This is a genomic window from Candidatus Contubernalis alkalaceticus (assembly GCF_022558445.1).
Lineage (GTDB): Bacteria > Bacillota > Dethiobacteria > SKNC01 > SKNC01 > Contubernalis > Contubernalis alkaliaceticus.
In genome coordinates, this window is record NZ_CP054699.1 from 2956033 (window position 1) to 2976353 (window position 20321).

The 20321-nt window shown below is 39.9% G+C and carries 18 protein-coding genes and 1 pseudogene; 2 read left to right on the forward strand and 17 right to left on the reverse strand.

The window, feature by feature from the left end; all coding sequences use genetic code 11:
* The first annotated feature begins 284 nt into the window (after positions 1 to 284).
* Complete coding sequence (locus HUE98_RS14645; protein WP_241421352.1) at positions 285 to 1013, forward strand: AAA family ATPase; 729 nt, start codon at positions 285 to 287, stop codon at positions 1011 to 1013.
* A 151-nt stretch (positions 1014 to 1164) separates the two neighbouring features.
* Here the strand turns inward: HUE98_RS14645 and HUE98_RS14650 are convergent, their stop codons facing one another.
* Entirely contained in the window at positions 1165 to 2535 is a 1371-nt protein-coding gene (locus tag HUE98_RS14650) for an MATE family efflux transporter (protein WP_241421353.1), read from the reverse strand.
* A gap of 89 nt (positions 2536 to 2624) precedes the next feature.
* On the opposite strand from HUE98_RS14650, the gene HUE98_RS14655 reads away from it, so the two are divergent.
* Entirely contained in the window at positions 2625 to 3413 is a 789-nt protein-coding gene (locus HUE98_RS14655; RefSeq protein ID WP_241421354.1) for a helix-turn-helix domain-containing protein, read from the forward strand.
* A 635-nt stretch (positions 3414 to 4048) separates the two neighbouring features.
* Here HUE98_RS14655 and HUE98_RS14660 read toward each other — a convergent pair.
* The 16 genes and pseudogenes from HUE98_RS14660 to hrcA all read right to left on the reverse strand — a co-directional run bounded on the left by HUE98_RS14660 (position 4049) and on the right by hrcA (position 20224).
* The gene (locus HUE98_RS14660) at positions 4049 to 4276 is read right to left on the reverse strand and encodes a hypothetical protein (RefSeq protein WP_241421355.1); all 228 of its coding nucleotides are present in this window, start codon (positions 4274 to 4276) and stop codon (positions 4049 to 4051) included.
* Positions 4277 to 4491: 215 nt separating this feature from the next.
* Positions 4492 to 5091 carry a DUF1048 domain-containing protein gene (locus HUE98_RS14665; protein ID WP_241421356.1) on the reverse strand — a complete coding sequence of 200 codons (600 nt, stop codon included), beginning with the start codon at positions 5089 to 5091 and terminating at the stop codon, positions 4492 to 4494.
* Entirely contained in the window at positions 5078 to 5413 is a 336-nt protein-coding gene (locus HUE98_RS14670) for a PadR family transcriptional regulator (protein ID WP_241421357.1), read from the reverse strand. The genes HUE98_RS14665 and HUE98_RS14670 overlap by 14 nt, the downstream gene beginning before the upstream one ends.
* A gap of 534 nt (positions 5414 to 5947) precedes the next feature.
* Entirely contained in the window at positions 5948 to 6178 is a 231-nt protein-coding gene (locus HUE98_RS14675) for a hypothetical protein (RefSeq protein ID WP_241421358.1), read from the reverse strand.
* A 313-nt stretch (positions 6179 to 6491) separates the two neighbouring features.
* Complete coding sequence (locus tag HUE98_RS14680) at positions 6492 to 9140, reverse strand: efflux RND transporter permease subunit (RefSeq protein ID WP_241421359.1); 2649 nt, start codon at positions 9138 to 9140, stop codon at positions 6492 to 6494.
* A gap of 136 nt (positions 9141 to 9276) precedes the next feature.
* A complete protein-coding gene (locus HUE98_RS14685) occupies positions 9277 to 9861 on the reverse strand; it encodes a TetR/AcrR family transcriptional regulator (RefSeq protein WP_241421360.1) in 585 nt (194 codons plus the stop codon).
* Positions 9862 to 10165: 304 nt separating this feature from the next.
* Positions 10166 to 10828 (reverse strand): DUF1129 family protein, encoded by a 663-nt coding sequence (locus HUE98_RS14690; RefSeq protein WP_241421361.1) that lies wholly within the window; start codon positions 10826 to 10828, stop codon positions 10166 to 10168.
* The gene (locus HUE98_RS14695) at positions 10821 to 11153 is read right to left on the reverse strand and encodes a PadR family transcriptional regulator (protein ID WP_241421362.1); all 333 of its coding nucleotides are present in this window, start codon (positions 11151 to 11153) and stop codon (positions 10821 to 10823) included. Before HUE98_RS14695 ends, HUE98_RS14690 begins: the two co-directional genes overlap by 8 nt.
* A 210-nt stretch (positions 11154 to 11363) precedes the next feature.
* Positions 11364 to 11885: pseudogene (locus tag HUE98_RS14700) on the reverse strand (recombinase zinc beta ribbon domain-containing protein); the annotation flags it as partial.
* 352 nt (positions 11886 to 12237) lie between these two features.
* Positions 12238 to 13545 (reverse strand): tRNA (N(6)-L-threonylcarbamoyladenosine(37)-C(2))-methylthiotransferase MtaB, encoded by a 1308-nt coding sequence (mtaB, locus tag HUE98_RS14705; RefSeq protein ID WP_241423574.1) that lies wholly within the window; start codon positions 13543 to 13545, stop codon positions 12238 to 12240.
* On the reverse strand, positions 13535 to 14296 hold the full coding sequence (locus HUE98_RS14710) for a 16S rRNA (uracil(1498)-N(3))-methyltransferase (RefSeq protein ID WP_241421364.1): 762 nt from the start codon (positions 14294 to 14296) through the stop codon (positions 13535 to 13537). The genes mtaB and HUE98_RS14710 overlap by 11 nt, the downstream gene beginning before the upstream one ends.
* Positions 14297 to 14367: 71 nt before the next feature.
* Positions 14368 to 15348, reverse strand: a complete 981-nt coding sequence (gene prmA / locus HUE98_RS14715) for a 50S ribosomal protein L11 methyltransferase (RefSeq protein ID WP_241421365.1) — start codon at positions 15346 to 15348, stop codon at positions 14368 to 14370.
* Positions 15345 to 16481, reverse strand: coding sequence for a molecular chaperone DnaJ (dnaJ, locus tag HUE98_RS14720; RefSeq protein WP_241423575.1), 1137 nt, complete (start codon positions 16479 to 16481; stop codon positions 15345 to 15347). The genes prmA and dnaJ overlap by 4 nt, the downstream gene beginning before the upstream one ends.
* 79 nt (positions 16482 to 16560) lie before the next feature.
* Positions 16561 to 18399, reverse strand: coding sequence for a molecular chaperone DnaK (dnaK, locus tag HUE98_RS14725; RefSeq protein WP_241421366.1), 1839 nt, complete (start codon positions 18397 to 18399; stop codon positions 16561 to 16563).
* A 27-nt stretch (positions 18400 to 18426) separates the two neighbouring features.
* On the reverse strand, positions 18427 to 19092 hold the full coding sequence (gene grpE, locus HUE98_RS14730; protein WP_241421367.1) for a nucleotide exchange factor GrpE: 666 nt from the start codon (positions 19090 to 19092) through the stop codon (positions 18427 to 18429).
* A gap of 94 nt (positions 19093 to 19186) precedes the next feature.
* A complete protein-coding gene (gene hrcA / locus HUE98_RS14735; protein ID WP_241421368.1) occupies positions 19187 to 20224 on the reverse strand; it encodes a heat-inducible transcriptional repressor HrcA in 1038 nt (345 codons plus the stop codon).
* Positions 20225 to 20321 lie beyond the last annotated feature (97 nt).

Below are 20321 nucleotides of genomic sequence, written 5' to 3' on the forward strand. Positions count from 1 at the left end.
CTCACATAATATTATTAATCACGTTGTTGAAAATGTTAAGCCCGGATCAATTGTTCTTTTACATATCATGTATGAAAGTAGGGTGGAATCGTTGAACGCCATTGAAGGAATTGTCAGTACGTTGAGGGCAGAGGGATATACGTTTAAAACGGTTTCTGAAATGTTAGAATACCAGGGAAAATGAAATTAACGAGATTTTTAGTCAGCAGTTTATTATTTGCTGGGCTCAGCCTGGCCGATGCTTCATTGGAAAAAAGAATCCAGTCCGAAAGGAGAAAGGCCGGATGCTAACTTCCGATTGTTATCTCAGAGAAGTAAGCTTAAAACGAGAACTTCTTAACTCCTATAATGACTATTCATTTTCCCTGCCTGCTGTTCAGCTGCTCAATCACCTGGAATTTCACCCGGCGGTTACTTTTATTATCGGTGAAAATGGAACCGGTAAGTCTACGCTCCTGGAGGCACTGGCGGCTGCGGTGGGCTTTAACCCTGAAGGGGGTTCCAAAAATTTTAACTTCAGCACCAGGGAAACCCATTCCAAACTGCACGATTATATAAAGATTGTTCGGGGTTTTAAACATATGAAGGATGGTTATTTCTTGCGGGCGGAGAGCTTTTATAATGTAGCCACAAGTATCGATGAATTAGAAATCACAGATTATTATGGGGATATTTCGTTACATGAGCAGTCCCATGGGGAAGGGTTTATGACCCTGTTTATTCAAAGATTTGGCGGGAAAGGGCTTTATATTCTGGATGAACCGGAAGCGGCATTATCACCATCGCGTCAAATGGCACTTGTGGCCCGAATCCATGAACTGGTTAAACAGGAGTCACAGTTTGTGATATCTACTCATTCTCCTATCATCATGGCTTACCCTCACGCAAAGATATATCAACTTTCGGAAGAAGGTTATTCTGAGGTACATTACAAAGAAACAGAGCATTATAGAGTAACCCGGAACTTTCTAAAAGATACTGAAAGATTCTTGAAGTATTTATTAGAAGAGTAGGAAAATCATGAAGACAGCCTGGGACAAAATAACCGGCAGCGCCCGATTGAAAGCATGGGCTAACCGAGATGCCCGGGAGTTTCCGGATCTTGCCCCTTGGCAATTTCCATAAACTCCCTTTCAGGGTCAGGGGACTCACAACTTTAAAGCACTAAAGTATTTTCTCACTTTTTACGTTACCAAAAGGATTCCTTTTTAAAACTAAAAATCCAATACAAAGTGTGCTAATTTCAACAAATAAAATCGTCAGCCATATACCTTTACTGCCAAATATCAGTGGAAGTAAAGCCAATCCTATAATGGTTGCAACTAAGCTTCTATATATCGTAACAACTGCGGAACGAACAGGATCATTAATAGCAGTGTAATAGGTACCAATATTAATATTGATACCGATGAAAATAAAAGCAATGGCATAGTAACTTAAAATTTCAGTAGCTATGTGAATGATTTCTCCCTCTTTTACGAATATCCCTGCTAGCTCATTACCAAATAATAACGAGGCTATACATAGCAAGATGCCTAAAATAAAGTTTACTTTTAAGGACAAGTTCCTAATAGTCTTTACCCTACTGTATTGTTCTGCTCCAAAATTATAACTAATAGCTACTTGACTACCTTCAGCAACACCATATCCTATTGAAACTACAATTCCAGCAAGTTGTAAAGCAATCGCATATGCCGCAACACCATCGCTACCAATACGTCTCATAATGATGTAATTAAACAATATCCCGGTTAATGATAGAGCAATGTTGCTTAAAAACTCAGACATACCATTAAAGAATATTTGTCCAATTTCATTTAGATGAAATTCTGGCTTTTTGATTCTCCAACTTGATCTAAATACTACGAATCCAAGAAACATAAAAAAGGGTAATGCTTGTGAAGCACCCGTCGCTAAAGCAGCTCCTCGAATGCCCATACTAAATTTTGCAATAAACAAATAATCCAGCACTATATTTACTATCATACCACTTAACATAATTAAAACTACTGCAACTGGTTTCCCATCAAGCTTAAGGAAAAATCCAAAAACATAATTCAAAAGGAATATAGAAATAAAATAGCTAATATAAGTGGCGTATTCCACAGTTTGGGTAAGAACAACTCCCTGAGCACCAGTTAACCTAGCCAGCACAGGAACCATTATATAAATAACTAAGGTTCCAATAAATCCTGCAACCAGCATCAAGCTTAATGTTACATTAAATAGATTATTGCTTTTTTTGAAGTTTTCAGCACCTTTTTCGATTCCAGCAAGAGTTGTTCCTCCAACAGCAATCATTGCCCCTAAACCTATCATTAACATAATCAAAGGTGTCACTAATGTTATTGCTGCCAATCCGTCTGCTCCCACATATCTTCCCACAAATACAGAATCAATGAAAGCAGCTGTACTTTGTACAATCATCATAAGTATAGAAGGTATGGCATAAATCCAAAAGATTTTATTAATATTTGTTTTTCCTAAATCTAATGTTTTATTTTCTTTCAATATTGTCACCTCTTCATTTTTCATCTTTTAATAACTACTCCATTTGAATTAATCAATTACAAATGCTATAATAAACCTTAAACTAAGTTTAATGTCAATAGGAGTGTTGTAACTTGAGAAAATTTTTAACTATAGGCGAAGTTGCCACTCTTCTAAACCTTACTACTTCACAGATCCGCTTTTATGAAAAAAAAGGGTTATTAATGCCTCGTATGATTGATGAAAATGGGTATAGGCTTTACTCTTACAAAGAACTTGATACCCTTGAAATCATTGTAACTTTTAGAAAGCTCAATCTTTCAATATCTGAAATCAAAGAGATCATACAACAAAAAAATGATTATAACTTTCTTGAATTACTAGATAAAGCTGCTGAACAAATTGAAGAAAAAATGACGCAGCTTAGAAAAACCTTAATTACTGTTAATAAGCTAAGGAAAAGTTATAAAGACTTTATAACAGATACTGAAAAAATTATTCATTATCCAAACCGCACCCTTTATATTATTGACAATGATATTACTATTGATAAAACCGAAAAAGAAGTTCATGACTTTATCCAAAAATATGATTTAGATTATACGGATCATACACATTTGCTTTTCACTATTTTCACTGACTCTTTGAATATAAGTTGTCTATATAATTGCAAGGAGAACAAACAATTATCTGGCATTTCCACCTACGAATTGGAGGAAGGCTACTACTTTTGTTTAAATATCGATATTGGTGATTATAGTGAAATGAAAAAAGCCTATAAATTATTACTTCAGAAATGTAGAAATGCCGGATATGAACCAATTGGTGAATATATTGCTATAGAAGATTTGACTGCCTTGTCATTTTCTAAAACAAGAATTTATTTAACTTTACAAACGAAGATCAAAAGCATTGATATATAATACCTAATGGCTATCACCTGCTCGCTGATTCTTGAGGATACGATTTACATAAAGACTAAGACTTTACCTATGCTAAAAATACATGTAAGGAACTGATTTTCATTTTGTTAACAGATCCAGATACCTTTCTCATTTAAATAAAAAAAAGCCTATCAACACCACACCTTTGAAGGCGACCTTGTAGGGCTTTTTAGTTCTAGTATAAAGAGCAAAATAGGAAAAATAAACATATATTTCTTGCTTTTATCTCCATCAGTAATAATTTCTCTATTTTTATGATTTCTGAAATTATTTGTCTTAAATCATCATCAGTATATCTTTTTTCTCCTTATAATCCAGGGAATTATCGTAATTTTTTTGGTTTTTAAATTCTATAAAACTTTTGGTAGTATTATAGTTTTAAGAAGAATTAAAAATGAAACAGGAGCCAGCATCAGGCAACTTGAAAGAGTACAGGGTATTGGCAGGAACATCATACAAAAAGCTTGAAAGGGACAAGTCAAACAAAACGTCCCCTTGACTTTTTGACTTTTACTCCCTTGACTTATTTATCAGCAATAAAGCTTAAAAAATTTACTAGATGTGGTTTTTTTAATTTACTACTTCAGGCAATGGATGAAGAGAGATGGCTTTTTTTAAAAATTAACAATGGCATAGTTGAGTAACAATACCGTTATAACCAGCCCCAGGGCTGTAGCAAGGGATAATATCAATTTATTAACCGCTATTTTTGATGGTTCCGGCAGGCTACCATTAGTATAAAGGAGATACAATAAACCGTTAAACAGAATAATGAGCCAAAAAACGGGGCGCACCTTATCATAGTCAACGACTGTCGCTGTCAGTGAAACAAAAGTGGCCAAAAGCCAGCCACCAATATGATAAAGTGAAAGCACCGTTGTCTTTTTTAGTGAGGGTAAAAAAGGAATTTTTCGTATTACATTATCACGGCTTTCTTGATCTTTATCACTGGAGCAGGATTTAATAATTTCCCCAGCAGAAAGGCGGAAGCTATCGTATGCCAGATTTTTCTCTTTTGCAGCGGCAATGTAATAAATCCCCCAGCACAAGGCAATGGTTAAAACAATATTGATTCTGAATAATAAGAGTCCGTCTCGATGGCCAGTAAACTGAGCAGTTCTATGATAGCCAACGGTAAAAGAAGCGCGAAAGGAGTCAGCCAGAGCTTATAAAATGAATATCCGCTTCGGCCAATGAGCAGGGTTATGACAATGGTGCCCAGGAAAGCCCCTAAAATAATAATTATGGGGACTAATGTAACGTCAAAGACCGGCATCGTCCTTTCCCCTGTATAATAATAATATAGATACAAAAAACCCAAACCGCTAACAAAAAGCGCTAAACTGAATAAAAATTGTTTGATAAAAAAATTCATCAAGGAAACGGGGTTCATTTTAAGTGCACTTTCACTGATAATTTCATCACAAAACTTTTTATAATCCTCGCCAATGACTGATTGGATTTCTTCTCCCCTGCTTTGGCTTTCCAAAAACAAATCCAAAATGTCCTGTGTAATTTCTTCAAGAAGTGAATGATTCATTGTGCGAAAAACCAGGTAAATAAACACTGCACGATATGTTTTCAGATACTCACCCTGCAGCTTTTTCTCCAGTTCTTTCCTTTTGTTAACTTTATCGAAATAACTATATACATTCATTGTTAAGACCTCCCCATAACGCTTTCATACTTCTTACCAGGCTTAACCAAGATGTCTCAAAATTGGCCAGTTGCTCCTCACCGAGGCTGGTTAGATAATAATACTTTCTGTCCGGTCCCAGTGGGGATTCTTTTTTTTCAGACTTAATATATTGCTTTGTTTCAAGGCGAACCAGCAGCGGGTACAGGGAGCCCTCGGAAAAATCATTAAAACCGTACTGCATTAATATTTGATATATTTCATAACCATAGGTGCTTTTTTGCGAAATAATTTTTAGTATTGCACCTTCAATAACACCCTTTAACAATTGGGGTGATTTCATCATATCCACCTACCCTGTAATACACCCTAGCAACTACATTGTAATACAACCTAGGGTTGCAGTCAAGACAAACCCACAAATAATCGTTAAACCACCTTTACCTGTTCTACCAAACAGATAAAGGTGGTTTATGTTTATACATAGCGGATGCTCTCCCGCAGAGAAAACCTAATGATTATCGTGTGGAACCATGTACAGCTTATAGCCTACATACACACTTAAAGGGACAATAAAGATAATGGCAATACTAAACCCCATTAAAAGCTGATTTACTTGAGGCATGATGGAGAGGCTTTCTAGAAACTCTACTTTTCCGGTATTTGGGGATACTGGCATAACGCTTTTTAATGCAGAAAGCAAACCATAGGCGAGAAGAAAAAATCCTACATAAGCACCGTTCCTAGCTCTGTCGTTCCTTATAATGGAGACGGTGTTGAGCTATACATTAGTTTTTAGTAGTTGAATATTTTTCTCAGCATGACGACTGACCTCACGAAAGAATATGATTATATCCTCAATGGTAGGTTGGACCATTTATACCCCAGTTACATTGCGAAGCTTTTCTCTGATACATAAACCACTGAACTTGAAAGCCGTTTCCTTTACCCCAATCAGTTCTACTCTGAGAGCGTCGGTCATAACTTCTTTATCAATCTGAACCAAGGCATATCTGTCCAGAATGTCATCCTTGCCCTGCGATAAAATGATTTTCCCGTCATCAATCGACGCAGGGTGATTTATCGGCCAGCATTCCTTATGCTTCATTTAATTATCATAGCGAAACCAGGAATGTGGCTTGAATGCATAAAAACTTTTGACTCTCAAGCAATTTATAATTACTTATCTCAGCCAAGCTTTACCACGGCTAAACCATATTTCTGGTCAAATTCTGTAAGCATTTCAGCTATCTGATCTATGTCATATCTGCCTGTGCTGACCATTTTCTGTTAACATGTTATCGAATTACACCAGCAATCAAAAATGCGCCAAGAAGAGAACGTCTGCTGTCCCCTGAGCCTGAGAGGGAGATTCTGTTAATTGCCAGGGGCAAGAACCGAAATCTCCCGGGCAATACTTCTCACACAGTACCTTCATTTCTGCCTTTCTTGTTAAATAAGAGATATAAAGAAGGAACCAGGATCAATGTCAGCATAAGACACAAAGCCATGCCCACAATAGTTACCAAACCAAAGCTTGAAAGCCCTGGATGGTTTATAAAATAAAGACTGCCAAAACCTATTAGCGTTGTTATAGTTGTCATGACAATCGCCTTGCCTGTATAGGCCAAAATATGTGACAGATCCTTATCTTCGGAATGTTTTATCCTGTGAAGCAAATGGACACCACTGTCAACTCCTATTCCTACCAGTACAGGAAAAGCAATAATACTAAAAATATTTAAGTCATCCCCAAAGATTATCGGTGCAATACCCAATGTCATGTATATCATCAGCACCAGCGGTATTATAACAATTATGGCATCTTTCATGCTTTTAAACATTAACCACAGTATGATAAACAATGTTCCCAGGCAAAAGAGGCTGATTCTGACAACATCGCTTTTTGCATATTCTGTCACTTCGTTCATGATAGCAGGCATGCCAACGGGTGTTCTTCCTGAAACATCATATATTGCTTCGGCTATGTTTTGATAGTTTTCACTGTCCCAGACATTCACATCAGGAACAACTTCCACACTGAGTTTTCCGTCCTTCCCTGCATAATTTGCCTTTATATCATGGGGCAGTTTATCATAAGTGAATTTTTTTTCATTTAGAAGAAGGTTTTCTATGTCTGCTGTAACAGAATAAAAACCACTCGCACCTCTACTTGACTCTGTATTGTTATCAGTTGTTTCAACAGCCTCTGTACTCTCGTTGTTTCCTTCTGTCAGAAATGCTGTCCTGGCATTCTCCATTAATCTGTAACCTTCTGCAGATTCGTCAATCCCTCTTTCCGCAAGGAAGTTAATGATACCTCCGAACGCAAACAATAATTCTTCTTGAGTAACTGATTTCCCATTTTGCGGTTTTATTCTAAGTCCTGTATTTAGCTTCTTTATAACAGAAACCTTATAGTCCTGTTCTTCGGGCATATAATTAAGAACTGACTCCAACTGCCTGATGTCATCTCTGCTGCTCAGTTCTTCAGACACCCTTTCCAGTTCATCCATATCATCTACCATAAAGACAAGTGTAGTAGGGTTAAATGCAAATTCGTCTTCCACAACATCAAGCCATTGCAAACACTCCATGTCCTCGGGATATATTTCCGATATATCTGTTTTAATATTAGTGTTAAAAACATTACCCGCTAGGATAACTGCTGCGATGGCAAATATCACAACGAAAACCAGCGGCTTTTGTTCAACGGCTCTGCCTACAGGCTTTAAAAACTCATAACCAGAGCCTTTTAGCTGCTTTTGGGAACCGCCTTTCAGGTCAAACAGCAAAATTATAGAAGGCATGACAAATATCATCGTTACACATAAAAGAATTATTCCTCCGCCGGATATGACACCCATTTGTGTAAAAGCAGTAAACTCTGCCATGAGGAAAGTAAAAAAGGCTATGGCAGTGGTAATGGCTGCCACAAAAATACCGGAACTGGTTTCTCTGACAGTCGTTGCTACTGCTGCCGAAACGTCAAGGCCTCCTTCCCGTTCCTCCAGATATCTTGATATTATGTGTACCCCGAAATCTATCCCCAGACCTAATAACAAAATGGCAAAGCTTATGGAAAACATGTTCAGGTTTTTGTACACCAGCCAAGCAAAAGCCGTTGCCAAAACTGCTCCCAGCAGCAATGGATACCCTGCCGATACCGGCAGTAGTAACCGTTTAAAAGACAGTATTATAAATAGAATTATTAAAATGAATGTAATTGCGGCAGTAGATAAAAAGCCGTCAAACATGGTCTCATCTGCTTCATAATCCTGTACAAAGGCTCCGCCGGTATAACCGACACTCACCTCATATCCGCCACTGTCTTTTACTTGTACGATACTATCTTCCAGTGTGTTAAAATATAAAGCCCTGTCTTCCACAAAGTCCTCTGAGTTTATATTGGGCTTAATCATCATCAGGTAGGTATCACCGCTGTCCGATACTATATAACCCGCATCTTCTTCCCTGTCTGCTGTATAACCAAAAAGCATTACCGAAAACAATTGCTCCCGCTCTTTATCCGTAAGATCTTCCGGTGAAACAACAAATTTTGCAAAGCTGTTTAAAAAAGCTTCTCTGTTACCTTCCGGCAAATCATCAAATCTTTGTAGAAATAAAGCAGACAAAGTTACAAACTCTTTTTCCTCCATGAATTGAGACAAGGCACTGGTCCGGTCATTTATTTCTTTCTCCAAGCCTTCGTAGTGTCCCTTATCTATATACAGATGAAGATAATCCTTAATTTCAGCCATATCCACCTTGTACAGTATACTGCTAATAATATCTTTGCTTTGCAGTTTATCTCCCAATTCATCTATAAACCCTTCACTCTCGTGTTTCTCCCCCTGTACCACCACTAAAACATTATCCTGTGATTCAAAGTATTCTTCAAATTCCCTGCTCGCCTGCAAACTGCGGCTTCCTTCCGGAAGCATTCCCTCCATACTGGAATCCATCCCCACATTCATTGCCATCAATATTGATATAACAAATGCCACAGCACTAATAATTAAAACCAGTTTGTATCTTTCTACTATTGTTTTAGATAATGTTTTAAACACAGCAATACCTCCGTCTTGTTTTAATGCACAGCAAATAAACTTATGGTTTATCACACTGCCCTAAGTTTGCTTGTCGTCGATTTATTTATTAACTACAATACCATAGAGAAAAATGCCCTGAATTATCATATGAATGCTAGGTTAATATATCCTTGATAATTTGCTTTACCTCATCCTTTACAACATCAATGTTGTCCGGAAACTCATACAGAATTGACTTTTCTAAAATTTCATGCGTCAGTTGAAAAAGGATACCTGCGTAAAGCTTAGGCGGTTTTTCCTTGATAATTCCTTTTTCAGAAGCACTTCTTAGCCACTTTTCAATTGATTTCATGGAAAAGTATACATGCTCAAAAGCCTCTTTAAACTCCAACATCCTTATTATGTTTGCATCATGAAAAAGCTTCATTGTATTTGGATTCATTTTCATATATAAAACCATGGTATCTATAAGCTTATCGATATCATCAAGAGTAGGATTTTCGGTATCAAGCATCTCGAGATAATAATTAAAGTCGACAAAAGCCTTTTCTGCAATTTTTTTAAGGATCTCTTCTTTGGTTTCAAAATAAAGATAAAATGTCCCTTGGGCTACCCCAGCAGCTTTAACAATCTCCCAAACAGGAGTTTTATCGAATCCCTTTCTGCAAAAAAGCTCCTCAGCACATTCCATGATTCTTTTCCTTGTTGCGACGCTTTTTTCTTTTTGTTTGCCAGTCATTTTCTATCACCTTAATGTAAATTGTGACTATCAATCATGTTTTAATATTACCATGTTGAAAGATCGAACTCAATGTATAAATGCATTAAAATAGTCAGTTAAATACTGCAGCCATTATTATTTACTTGAAAGTATTATGTCGGAGGACATGGAAAAGGTTAGCGGCCGCTGCAAGTGAAAACCCTTTCGGTTACCAATGTATGCTGCATCAAATACATAAAAAAAGGATACTTATCCGTAAAGGCCCTAAGAGAGAGTTTCTGGTAATTGCCAGGGGCAAGGACCGAAATCTCCCGGGCACACATCACGTTCTTTCACTTACTATTTTCCCAATAATAAAAATGAATAAGACGATTATCGCTCCTAACCATAAAGGAATACTCACTATAATGGTTCTAAAGTATAAACCACTAAATATTAATACAGCAAAAATAGCTGTCGCAATCAACCACGATTTCCAAAAAGAGGCTACTTTATTATTTTTCTTTGTGTCAAATACCGTTTTAGTGATAAACCATACTATCACATTTGCTATGAGAATAATAGCAAGTATAGTGATAATGTCTCCAACTGTTAAGATAAAATTAAACTCAGCTTCGTCTGATACGAGGCTAATTGTCAAGTTTTTGACTAAAGCTATTACCCCTAAAATCCATAATGCATTAAGAGAAGTACCTACATATTCCGTAATCCTATCTTTTTTTGTCTTCTTAGGCATAGCTTCGATAATCTCATCACAAATTTCCTTATATCTTCCCCCCATGACCTTTTGAATATTATCACCTCGTTGCTGACCATCTAGAATTAATTCGATAATATCTTCTCTTACAGCTTCTTGATTATATTCTGTTAGATCAGAACCTCGTAAGTAGACAACCATATTTGTATAAATTTCCTTGTTTTCATCAGAAATTGCTTTTTCTCTACTGATATTTTTCTTTAATAACTCCTTTGCTAATTTATTCAATTTCTTTTCCTCCCATTAATAATTGATTAACCGCATGATCTAGCTCCTGCCAATTTTCTTTAAACTGACTTAACGTATTAACCCCTTTTTCAGTTAAGCGATAATATTTACGTTTCGGTCCACTATTAGAGTCTTGTAAAGTAGCTTTCACAAGCTCACTTTTCTGCAAGCGCAAAATAATAGGATATATCGTTCCTTCAGATATCATTCCAAATCCATATTCCTCTAACTGTTTTGAGATTTCATAGGCATACGTCTCTCGTTTTCGAATTATTTCTAAAATGCATCCTTCTAACACACCTTTTAGCATCTGTGAAGGAATCATAATAAAACCTCCTCTCGCTATCTTGCAATACAATATTCTGTTATATATATTGTATTGCAAGATAGTCCTTCTGTCAACGTCTTTTCTCTCACTTTAAATGAGCTATTAATAATACTTTTTATTAAAACGAAACCGCCCAGCAAGAGAATTTATCTCCTGATTGGCGGTCAGCTCAATATATTATATAACTACATCACACTCTACACCTGATTAAAATTCAACCGTAAAATTCTTTTCAAAAACCGTCACTTTCTCAATGAGCCTTCTTACCAGCTGTTCATCATATTCTTCCAATTCTCCTGGCTGCTCATCTAATAACTCGGCCATTTCAATAATACGTTGCCTTTTTCCTTCACGCTCTGCATTTTCAACCAGGGCAATTTGCTTTAATTCCCTAAGGCGATAGACCTCATCCGCCGCATACTCATAATTCGCTTTGGAGTTGGCCAGTCTTAATAATTCTTTTTGAAACTCGTCCAGTTTTTCATCAATGTCTTTTGTGGCTTTGTCGCATTCTTCATTCAAAGCGGTGGCAATATTCTCTTTTAAGACTGCAAGGAACGTGTCTTTTCCGGCTAACACCTCATTCATTGCTTTTCCAACTGCTGCCTTAAGAACCTCTTCATTGATGGTTGGGGAAGGGCAGTCGGAACCCTTTTCTTCAAGGCGGCTGACGCATCGCCAGACAATGGACCTGCATCCTCGATTGTTCCAGTGGACTCTTCTATAAATCTGTGCAAACAGTTAGCTACATCTATTCCGTCTCCTCAACTTATGCATTATCTATTCTGTCAACTCAACCCCATCTAATTTTCAAGCTCATATTTTTCTCAAAAATAAACCCTCGATATGTTCCCATGAACGTATATCGAGGGTTTAAGTTGAGTGGATAGATTTACTTTTATTTTATAAAACCCAATATTTACAGTATTTTCAGAGCTTTACCTTCTTGTTATCAATACTACACACTCCACATGGATTGTATGCGGCTTTTTACATGATTACTTTAATCCACTTCAGATTTTGGTGAATTTTTTTAAAATGAAGGGGATAAAGTTGTGGGGACTGGACCGAGATGGTTTGATTAATTAATAATTGTGCCTACAAGATGTTCTCTCTCTTGCTCATCCACCCGCACCCTCAAAATCTCCCCTTTCCTCCGCAGTCCGGCCTCTGCCCGCACCCTAAAATAGTACTGCGAAAACCCTTCCAGATACCCCCCCGGCACTTCCTCCTCAAATAGAACCTCCACCTCTCGGCCCAGGAACTTTTCGGCATAATCCTCCGCCAGCTTTTCGCCCAGATGGATTAGCTTTTTGCTTCTCTGCTCCTTTTTCCGAGGTGATAACTGGTCTTTGAATTTTGCAGCCGCGGTACCTTCCCGGGTAGAATATTTGAAAACATGCAGCCTGGAAAAAGCCATTTCCTGAACAAAGCTATAAGATCTTTCAAAGTTTTCTTCTTTTTCTCCGGGAAAACCCACCATGACATCGGTGGTCAGGGCCAGATCCGGCATCATAAATTTTAAGAAATTAACCAGTTTTCGGTATTCATCAGTGGTGTAGCGGCGATTCATTCTTCTTAATGTTTCATTGTCACCGCTCTGCAGGGGGATGTGCAGATGGGGACATATTTTTTCTGAATCTCCTACAGCCTCCATCAGTTCCATGGTAAAGTCAGTAGGTTCCAGTGAACTTAAGCGAATTCTTCTTACACCTGGCAGTTGGTCCAGCTCACCGATTACCTGCGCCAGTGTAATTTTCCCTTCCAGGTCCTTTCCATAAGCTCCCAGATTAACCCCGGTTAATACAATTTCCCTGGTTCCCAGGGCAGTCAATCTTTTAACCTCTTCCAAAATATCTTTCATTTTTCGGCTGCGCACCGGCCCCCGGGCAAAGGGAATTAAACAGTATGAGCAAAATTGTTCACAGCCGTCTTCAATTTTTATAAAAGCCCGGGTGCGTCGAATTTCTCCTAAGGGAATTTCCTCAAAAGGCGCCTGATTAAGCATGCTCACCTTGACCAGGGGTTCTTCCTCCATTTGATGCAGTAAGTCCATGATACCCCGGCGGTTTTGAACACCGCTTATCACATTTACCCCCGGGATTTTTTTTATTTCCTCCGGAGCCATCTGGGCATAACAGCCCATTACCGCAATCTTGGCCTCAGGGTTTGTTTTTTTTGCCCGGCGAATCATCTGCCGTGATTTTCCATCGCTTAAGTGGGTGACAGTACAGGTGTTTATCACATAAACATCGGCTTTTTCTGTAAAGTCAACTATAGTATAGCCCTGTTCCCGAAACAATTGGGCCAGGGCTTCCGTTTCATATTGATTTACTTTACAGCCTAATGTGTAAAGTGCTGCCTTTTTATTCGCTTTTTTATTTTCCATCTGCTTCACCCAAATCTCCCAGCTCATATAAAACCATTGTTACCGCGGCTGCAGCCGCCGTCTCAGTACGGAGAATACGGGGACCCAGGGAAACAGAAACAGCTCCCTGGGAAAGAGCCAGTTCAGCTTCCTGGAGAGTAAATCCCCCTTCGGGTCCCACCAACAGTAATACTTTTTTAATATCTGGATTTTCTTTGAGAACTTCTTTTAACCCCCGTTTTTCTTCCTGCTCCCATAAAAAGAGTACCGGTCCAGTATCTTGGTTCTCCATCAGGATGCTTTCCAGAGAAGTTATTGCTCCAACTTCAGGGATCCTATCCCGATGGGATTGCTCTGCGGCACCCTTCGCAATTTTCTGCCAGCGGTTTACCCTGTCCCGGGCCTTATCAACGCTAATTCTTACCACAGAACGCTCAGCAGTAAATGGTATAATTTTTTTTACCCCTAATTCAGTGCTTTTCTGGATAATGAAATCCATTTTTTCACCCTTGGTCAGAGCCTGACACAATACTAAATCCAGGAAAGTCTCTTTTCTTTTTATCAATTTTTCTTTTATAGATGCTAAAACCTGCTCCCTGCCAATCTCATTTATTTCACACAGGTATGAATTCCCCTGGCCATCAGCAATAATCAGTGGGTCTTTAATTCTCATCCGCAGAACCCGGCTGATATGCTTCACCGGTTCTCCCCGGATCACCGCCGTACCATCCTCTTCATTTATATCTTCTGAATCTATGAAAAAACGGTTCATATCATGTTCCTCGCTAACTCAGCCTATACTGGACGAAACCTGTATCTTTTTACATCTTAAGGTGTCGCGGTTTACACCTTAACCACCCAAAGAGTTACCCAACCCTTTTCTGTTATGGTTTCTTCCACCCGGTATCCCTGATCTAAGAGGTTTTTAAGCAGGTTCTCTAACTTCTCTTGAATAATACCTGAGAAAATAATTGCCGTATCCTCTTTACACAGAGCAGAAAGGTAGGGAAGATTATTAATTATCAGTCCGGCGGTCAGATTGGCCAGGATTATATCCCCGGGGGGTAAATCTTTATTGTCTTCTATAAATGCCGGCAGTTCTCCCTGGTAAACCTGCACCTGGCTGCTTACCTGATTCAACCGGCAGTTTTCTTCAGCGGCCTTAACACTGATGGGGTCAAAATCTACAGCAATCACCTTGGCTGCTCCCAACTTGGCTGCAGCTGTGGATAATATACCGGAACCACAGCCCAAATCATACACAATACTGTCCTTAATTTTACACTTCTCCAGGGCCATCAGGCACATCAGTGTAGTGGGGTGAGTGCCGCAGCCAAAGGCCATCCCAGGGTCCATTTGGACTTTAGTCTGTCCAGTCTTTTCAGTATGTTGAATCCAGGAGGGCACTATTACCAGGGATTCGCTGACCTCCACGGAATGGTAGTGTTTTTTCCAGGATTCAGCCCAGTCTGCTTCCTCTACTTTTTTACAGGTTATAGCAAAGTTACCCGGGTCAATTCCTAATTGGATGAGGTCTTCCAGATAGCTCTCCAGGCCTGTAATAACCTCCCATATTCTCTCCTCATCAACAGCAAAATATCCGCTGATAGAAACAGTCTCCCCAGGCATTGAGCTTTGGCCCTCAATGTTTTTCTCTCCCAAAGGCCTTAAACTCTCATCACAGATAACATCCTCCCCACAGGGAATAGAAAAATAAGCAGAATCCTCGATGCTCACACCGGGAGAACCCTGCTCCATTAGATAATTCGATGCCCCCTCTGAGGCTTCTCGGCTCATTTCTACGCTAATATTGAACCAACTCATGCTTTACTTCCTCCAAATGCATCCTTCACTTTATCAAATATTCCTTTATGATTTAAAGTGGAAAGGTCTTCACCACTTTCTTTTGCAAACTGCTTAAGGAGTTCTTTTTGTTTTGCCGTGAGTTTTGCGGGAACATCCACCACCACTTTTACGTGCTGATCCCCCCGTCCCATACCCCTGAGGCGGGGAATCCCCTTGCCTTTAATTTTAAAGAATGTCCCGGATTTTGTGCCATCGGGTATTCTAAGCTTTGCTTTTCCCTCCAACGTAGGAACCATGATTTCTCCTCCCAGGGAGGCCATTACGAAACTGATGGGAATCTCACAATAAATATTATCCCCCCGGCGCTGGAATATTTCATGGGCAGCCACATCAAGAATCACATAAAGATCCCCGGGAGGGCCTCCCTTAACTCCGGCTTCACCTTCTCCTGAAACCCTGAGCCGGGTTCCCCGTTCTACCCCCGCCGGAATTTTAACTTCAATTTTTTTGCTTTTTCTTACCCTTCCTGCCCCACTGCAGTCAGTACAGGGATCAGTAATAATCCTACCCTCCCCCTGACAGCGGCTGCAGGCCCTCACATTAATAAACCGGCCAAAGGCAGTATTTTGCGCATATCTTATTTCTCCGCTGCCCTTACACTCAGGACAAGTATCCGGAGAAGTCCCGGGCTCTGCCCCACTGCCGTCACAGCGGTTACAGGTCTCCATCCTGGGGACCTTTATATTTACGGTCTTTCCAAAGGCCGCTTCTTCAAAGCTGACCTCCATGTCATACCGGAGGTCAGAACCTCTCTGAGGCCCACCGGACCGGCGGGGGCGAAATCCCCCGCCAAAAAAACTATCAAAAATATCTTCAAATCCGCCCCCAAAGCCTGAACCGGAAAAATCAAACCCCTGACCCTGATTGGGATCCACGTGACCAAACTGGTCGTAGTGGGCCCGCTTCTGAGAGTCAGCCAGGACATCATAGGCTTCCTTTACTTCTTTAAACTTTTTTGCCGATTCTTCATCCCCAGCATTAAAATCCGGATGATATTTTCGGGCAAATTTACGATACGCTTTTTTTATTTCATCTGCTGAGGCATCTCTGTTTAACCCCAACACTTCATAATAATCCTGCTTACTGGCCATCATCGACTAGCTCCTCACTTTAAAGAATAGCTCCTGTTATCCTTTTAAATCATTAAATATAGAAAGGCTTTTACAGAGTTTAATCCACTTCCTCAAAATCCGCATCCACTACATCCTCCTCGGCAGGTGCACCTTCCTGACCGCCTGTATCCTGCTGGTCACCTTCGGCGGCCTGCTGATCCTGCTTTACCTTTTCATACATCTTGGTGGAGAGATTATGCAGATGCTTAGTCAGCTCTTCCACAGCGTTGTTAATAGCTTCTACGTCTTCACCCTTGGCAGCCTCTTTTACCTTCTCCATGGACTTATCGATTTCCTCTCGTTCCTCGGCGGAAACCTGTTCCTCCAGGTCTTTCAACGTTTTTTCGGTGCTATAAACGGTTGAATCTGCACTGTTTCGGGCATCTACCAGTTCTCTGCGCTTTTTATCTTCTTCCGCGAATTTTTCTGATTCTTGAACCATTTTATCAATTTCATCGTCGGAAAGACTGGTGGTTGCCTTAATGGTAATACTCTGTACTTTCCCGGTTCCCAGGTCTTTAGCAGAAACGTTCACAATACCATTGGAATCGATGTCAAAGCTAACTTCAACCTGAGGAATTCCCCGGGGTGATGGGGGAATCCCATCCAGAATAAACCTTCCCAGGGTTTTGTTATCCGCTGCCATCTGTCTTTCTCCCTGCATAACATGAATTTCTACACTGGTTTGATTATCTGCAGCTGTGGAGAAGATCTGCTTTCGGTCCGTGGGGATGGTGGTATTTCTTTCGATAATCCTGGTAAAGACTCCACCCAGGGTTTCAATCCCTAAAGACAGAGGAGTTACATCCAAAAGCAGGACATCCTTTACTTCTCCCCCCAGCACCCCTGCCTGGATGGCTGCCCCTAAGGCCACCACCTCATCAGGGTTAACCCCTTTATGGGGCTCTTTGCCCAAAAGGTCTTTAATAGCCTGCTGTACTGCAGGGATCCGGGTGGAACCTCCCACCAGAATCACCTTATTAATCTGTTCCGGTTTCAGTCCGGAATCCGATAGGGCCTGTCGAGTAGGGCCCATGGTTTTTTCAATTAAATCCCGGGTAAGTTCCTCAAACTTAGCCCTGCTTATGTTATAATCCAAATGCTTGGGGCCTTCCTGTGTGGCAGTTATAAAAGGAAGGTTGACATTAGTTGTGGTTACACTGGAAAGCTCTACCTTAGCCTTTTCCGATGCCTCCCTGAGTCTCTGCAGAGCCATTTTATCCTGCCTTAAGTCTACCCCGTTATCTTTTTTAAACTGGTCAGCCAGATAGTTAATCAGCTTTTCATCAAAATCATCGCCTCCCAGCTTATTATTACCGCTGGTAGCCTTAACTTCAATGACCCCTTCTCCTAAATCCAAAATAGAAATATCAAAGGTTCCGCCCCCCAGGTCAAAAACCAGGATAGTTTGATCTTCTCCTTTATCCAGGCCATAAGCCAGAGCAGCCGCGGTGGGCTCGTTAATAATTCGCAAAACCTCCAGCCCCGCAATTTTACCGGCATCCTTGGTGGCCTGCCGCTGACTGTCGGAGAAATACGCAGGAACCGTAATTACCGCCTGTTCTACTTTTTCTCCCAGGTAGCTTTCCGCATCTTTTTTTAGTTTCTGCAGAACCATGGCAGAAATCTCCTGGGGAGTATAATCCTTATCATCAATTTTTACTTTAAATTTTGTTCCCATATGCCTCTTCACAGAAAGAATAGTCCTCTCGGTGTTAGTTATGGCCTGACGCTTAGCCACCTGACCTACCAGGCGTTCTCCGGTTTTGGTAAACGCTACGATAGAAGAGGTAAGCCGTTCTCCCTCGGCATTGGCGATAATCTTCGGTTCTCCGCCCTCCATAACAGCTACAACTGAGTTAGTAGTTCCTAAGTCAATTCCTATTACTTTACTCATAAATTTTTTACCCTCCTCTGTATATTATTATTTAGCCACTTTAACCATGCTTGGCCTGATTAATTTATCTTTAAATTTATAACCCTTTTGAAATTCTTCGATAACTAAATTTTCCTCATGGCCTTCGCTTTCCACATGCATCACTGCTTCATGAACATAGGGATCAAAAACTTCCCCCTCCGCTATGATCTGCTCTAAACCTTCTTTCTTTAATACTTCTTTTAGCTGTTTAAATATCATTTCTACCCCGGATACGAAACCTTCGCCCTTTTCTCCGGAATCCAGAGCCCTTTCAAAGTTATCAATCACCGGAACAAGGGATTTAAATAATTCTGCCAGGGCATACTGAACACAGCGGTTCTGTTCCCCCAGAGACCTTTTACGATAATTGTCAAAATCTGCCTGCAAACGCTGCATCCTGGCAAACAGCTCATCTTTTTCTTTTTGTAAGCTTTGCACCTGCTGCATCAATGTTTCCTCAACTTCCTGAACTTCCTCAACGCTTGTAATTTCTTCATCAATATCACCAAATCCTCTTTTTTCCAAATCATTTTGTCGAAAATTTTTTACACCCTCACCTGCCCCGCCGTTCTTTTCATCCTTCGAAAGAAATTCATCATGCAGCCGTTCTTTTTCTCCGGTGCTGTTAGGTTTGTTAGATGGGTTTCTTTCATTGTTACAACCTTTCTCCATATCCAAGTACCTCCTGTTAAATTTAAAACAAAAATATCCTCTTTTACCTTTTTGGATATACAAAAATAATCAAAGAACAAATTAAGCAAAAACATTATTTTTTATAAATATCATTTAGAATACCGTTTAGTTCCTGGGTGATATGCTCCACGATAGTAATTACTTTAGAGTAATTCATTCTGGTTGGACCCAAGACCCCAATTGAACCTATGGTCTTCTCTCCCACCCTGTAGGTTGCCGTTATCAAGCTGCATTCTTGTATTTCTTCAATGGTTATCTCTTCTCCGATAATAACCTGCATCCTGTCTGCTGTGGAAGCATCCTCCAGCAGTTTAGACAGGAGAGTTTCCTCCTCCAAAACATCAAAAATCTTTTTTATTTTGGATACATCTTTAAAGTCCGGTTGGTTTAAGATATTGGCAGTCCCCCCCAGATAGACTTTTTTTTCCTTCTCAAAGGAAAAACTTTCATCTAAGAGATTGATGGCCTGCTCAATAAAGTCCATCTGGTGAATCATTTCAACTTTCATTTCCCGAATTAAAGTATTGGTAATCCTATCGATACTCAACCCTTTTAATTTCCTATTCATATATTCAACAATTTTAAACAATTCCTCAGTGGAAAGCATCCGGGGAAGCTCGATAATTTTATTCTCCACAAACCCGGTATCTGTGGTCAGTATTACTAGAGCCTTACTTGCATCCAGAGGAAAAATTTGAAGCTGCTGAAAAGCACTTTTTTGAATTTGAGGCCCCAGGATTAAGGTTGTATATTGGGTGATAGCAGAAAGCACTTTAGCGGTGTGCTGAACAATCTTGTCAATTTCTCTAAGCTTAATGTTATAAAGCTTATGAATCCAGGCAATTTCATTGGCGGATAAATCTTTGAATTCCATAAGGGAATCCACATAAAAACGGTACCCTTTTTGAGAAGGAATCCGTCCCGATGAAGTGTAGAGCTGTTCTAAGTAACCCAGCTCCTCCAAATCCGACATTTCATTTCGAATTGTGGCGGGACTTAAATCCAGGCCATAACGGCGGGCAATGGTCCTGGAACCAACAGGTTCCGCAGTTTTAATGTATTCTGTAATTACTGCCTGCAGTATTTGCTTTTTTCTTTGAGAAAGGCTCATTGTCAGCATCTCCTGTTAGCACTCTAGCTTGGTGAGTGCTAAATTTTCTAATTAAAAAATACCACTCCCCGGGGTATTTGTCAAGTTCTTAAAAGCA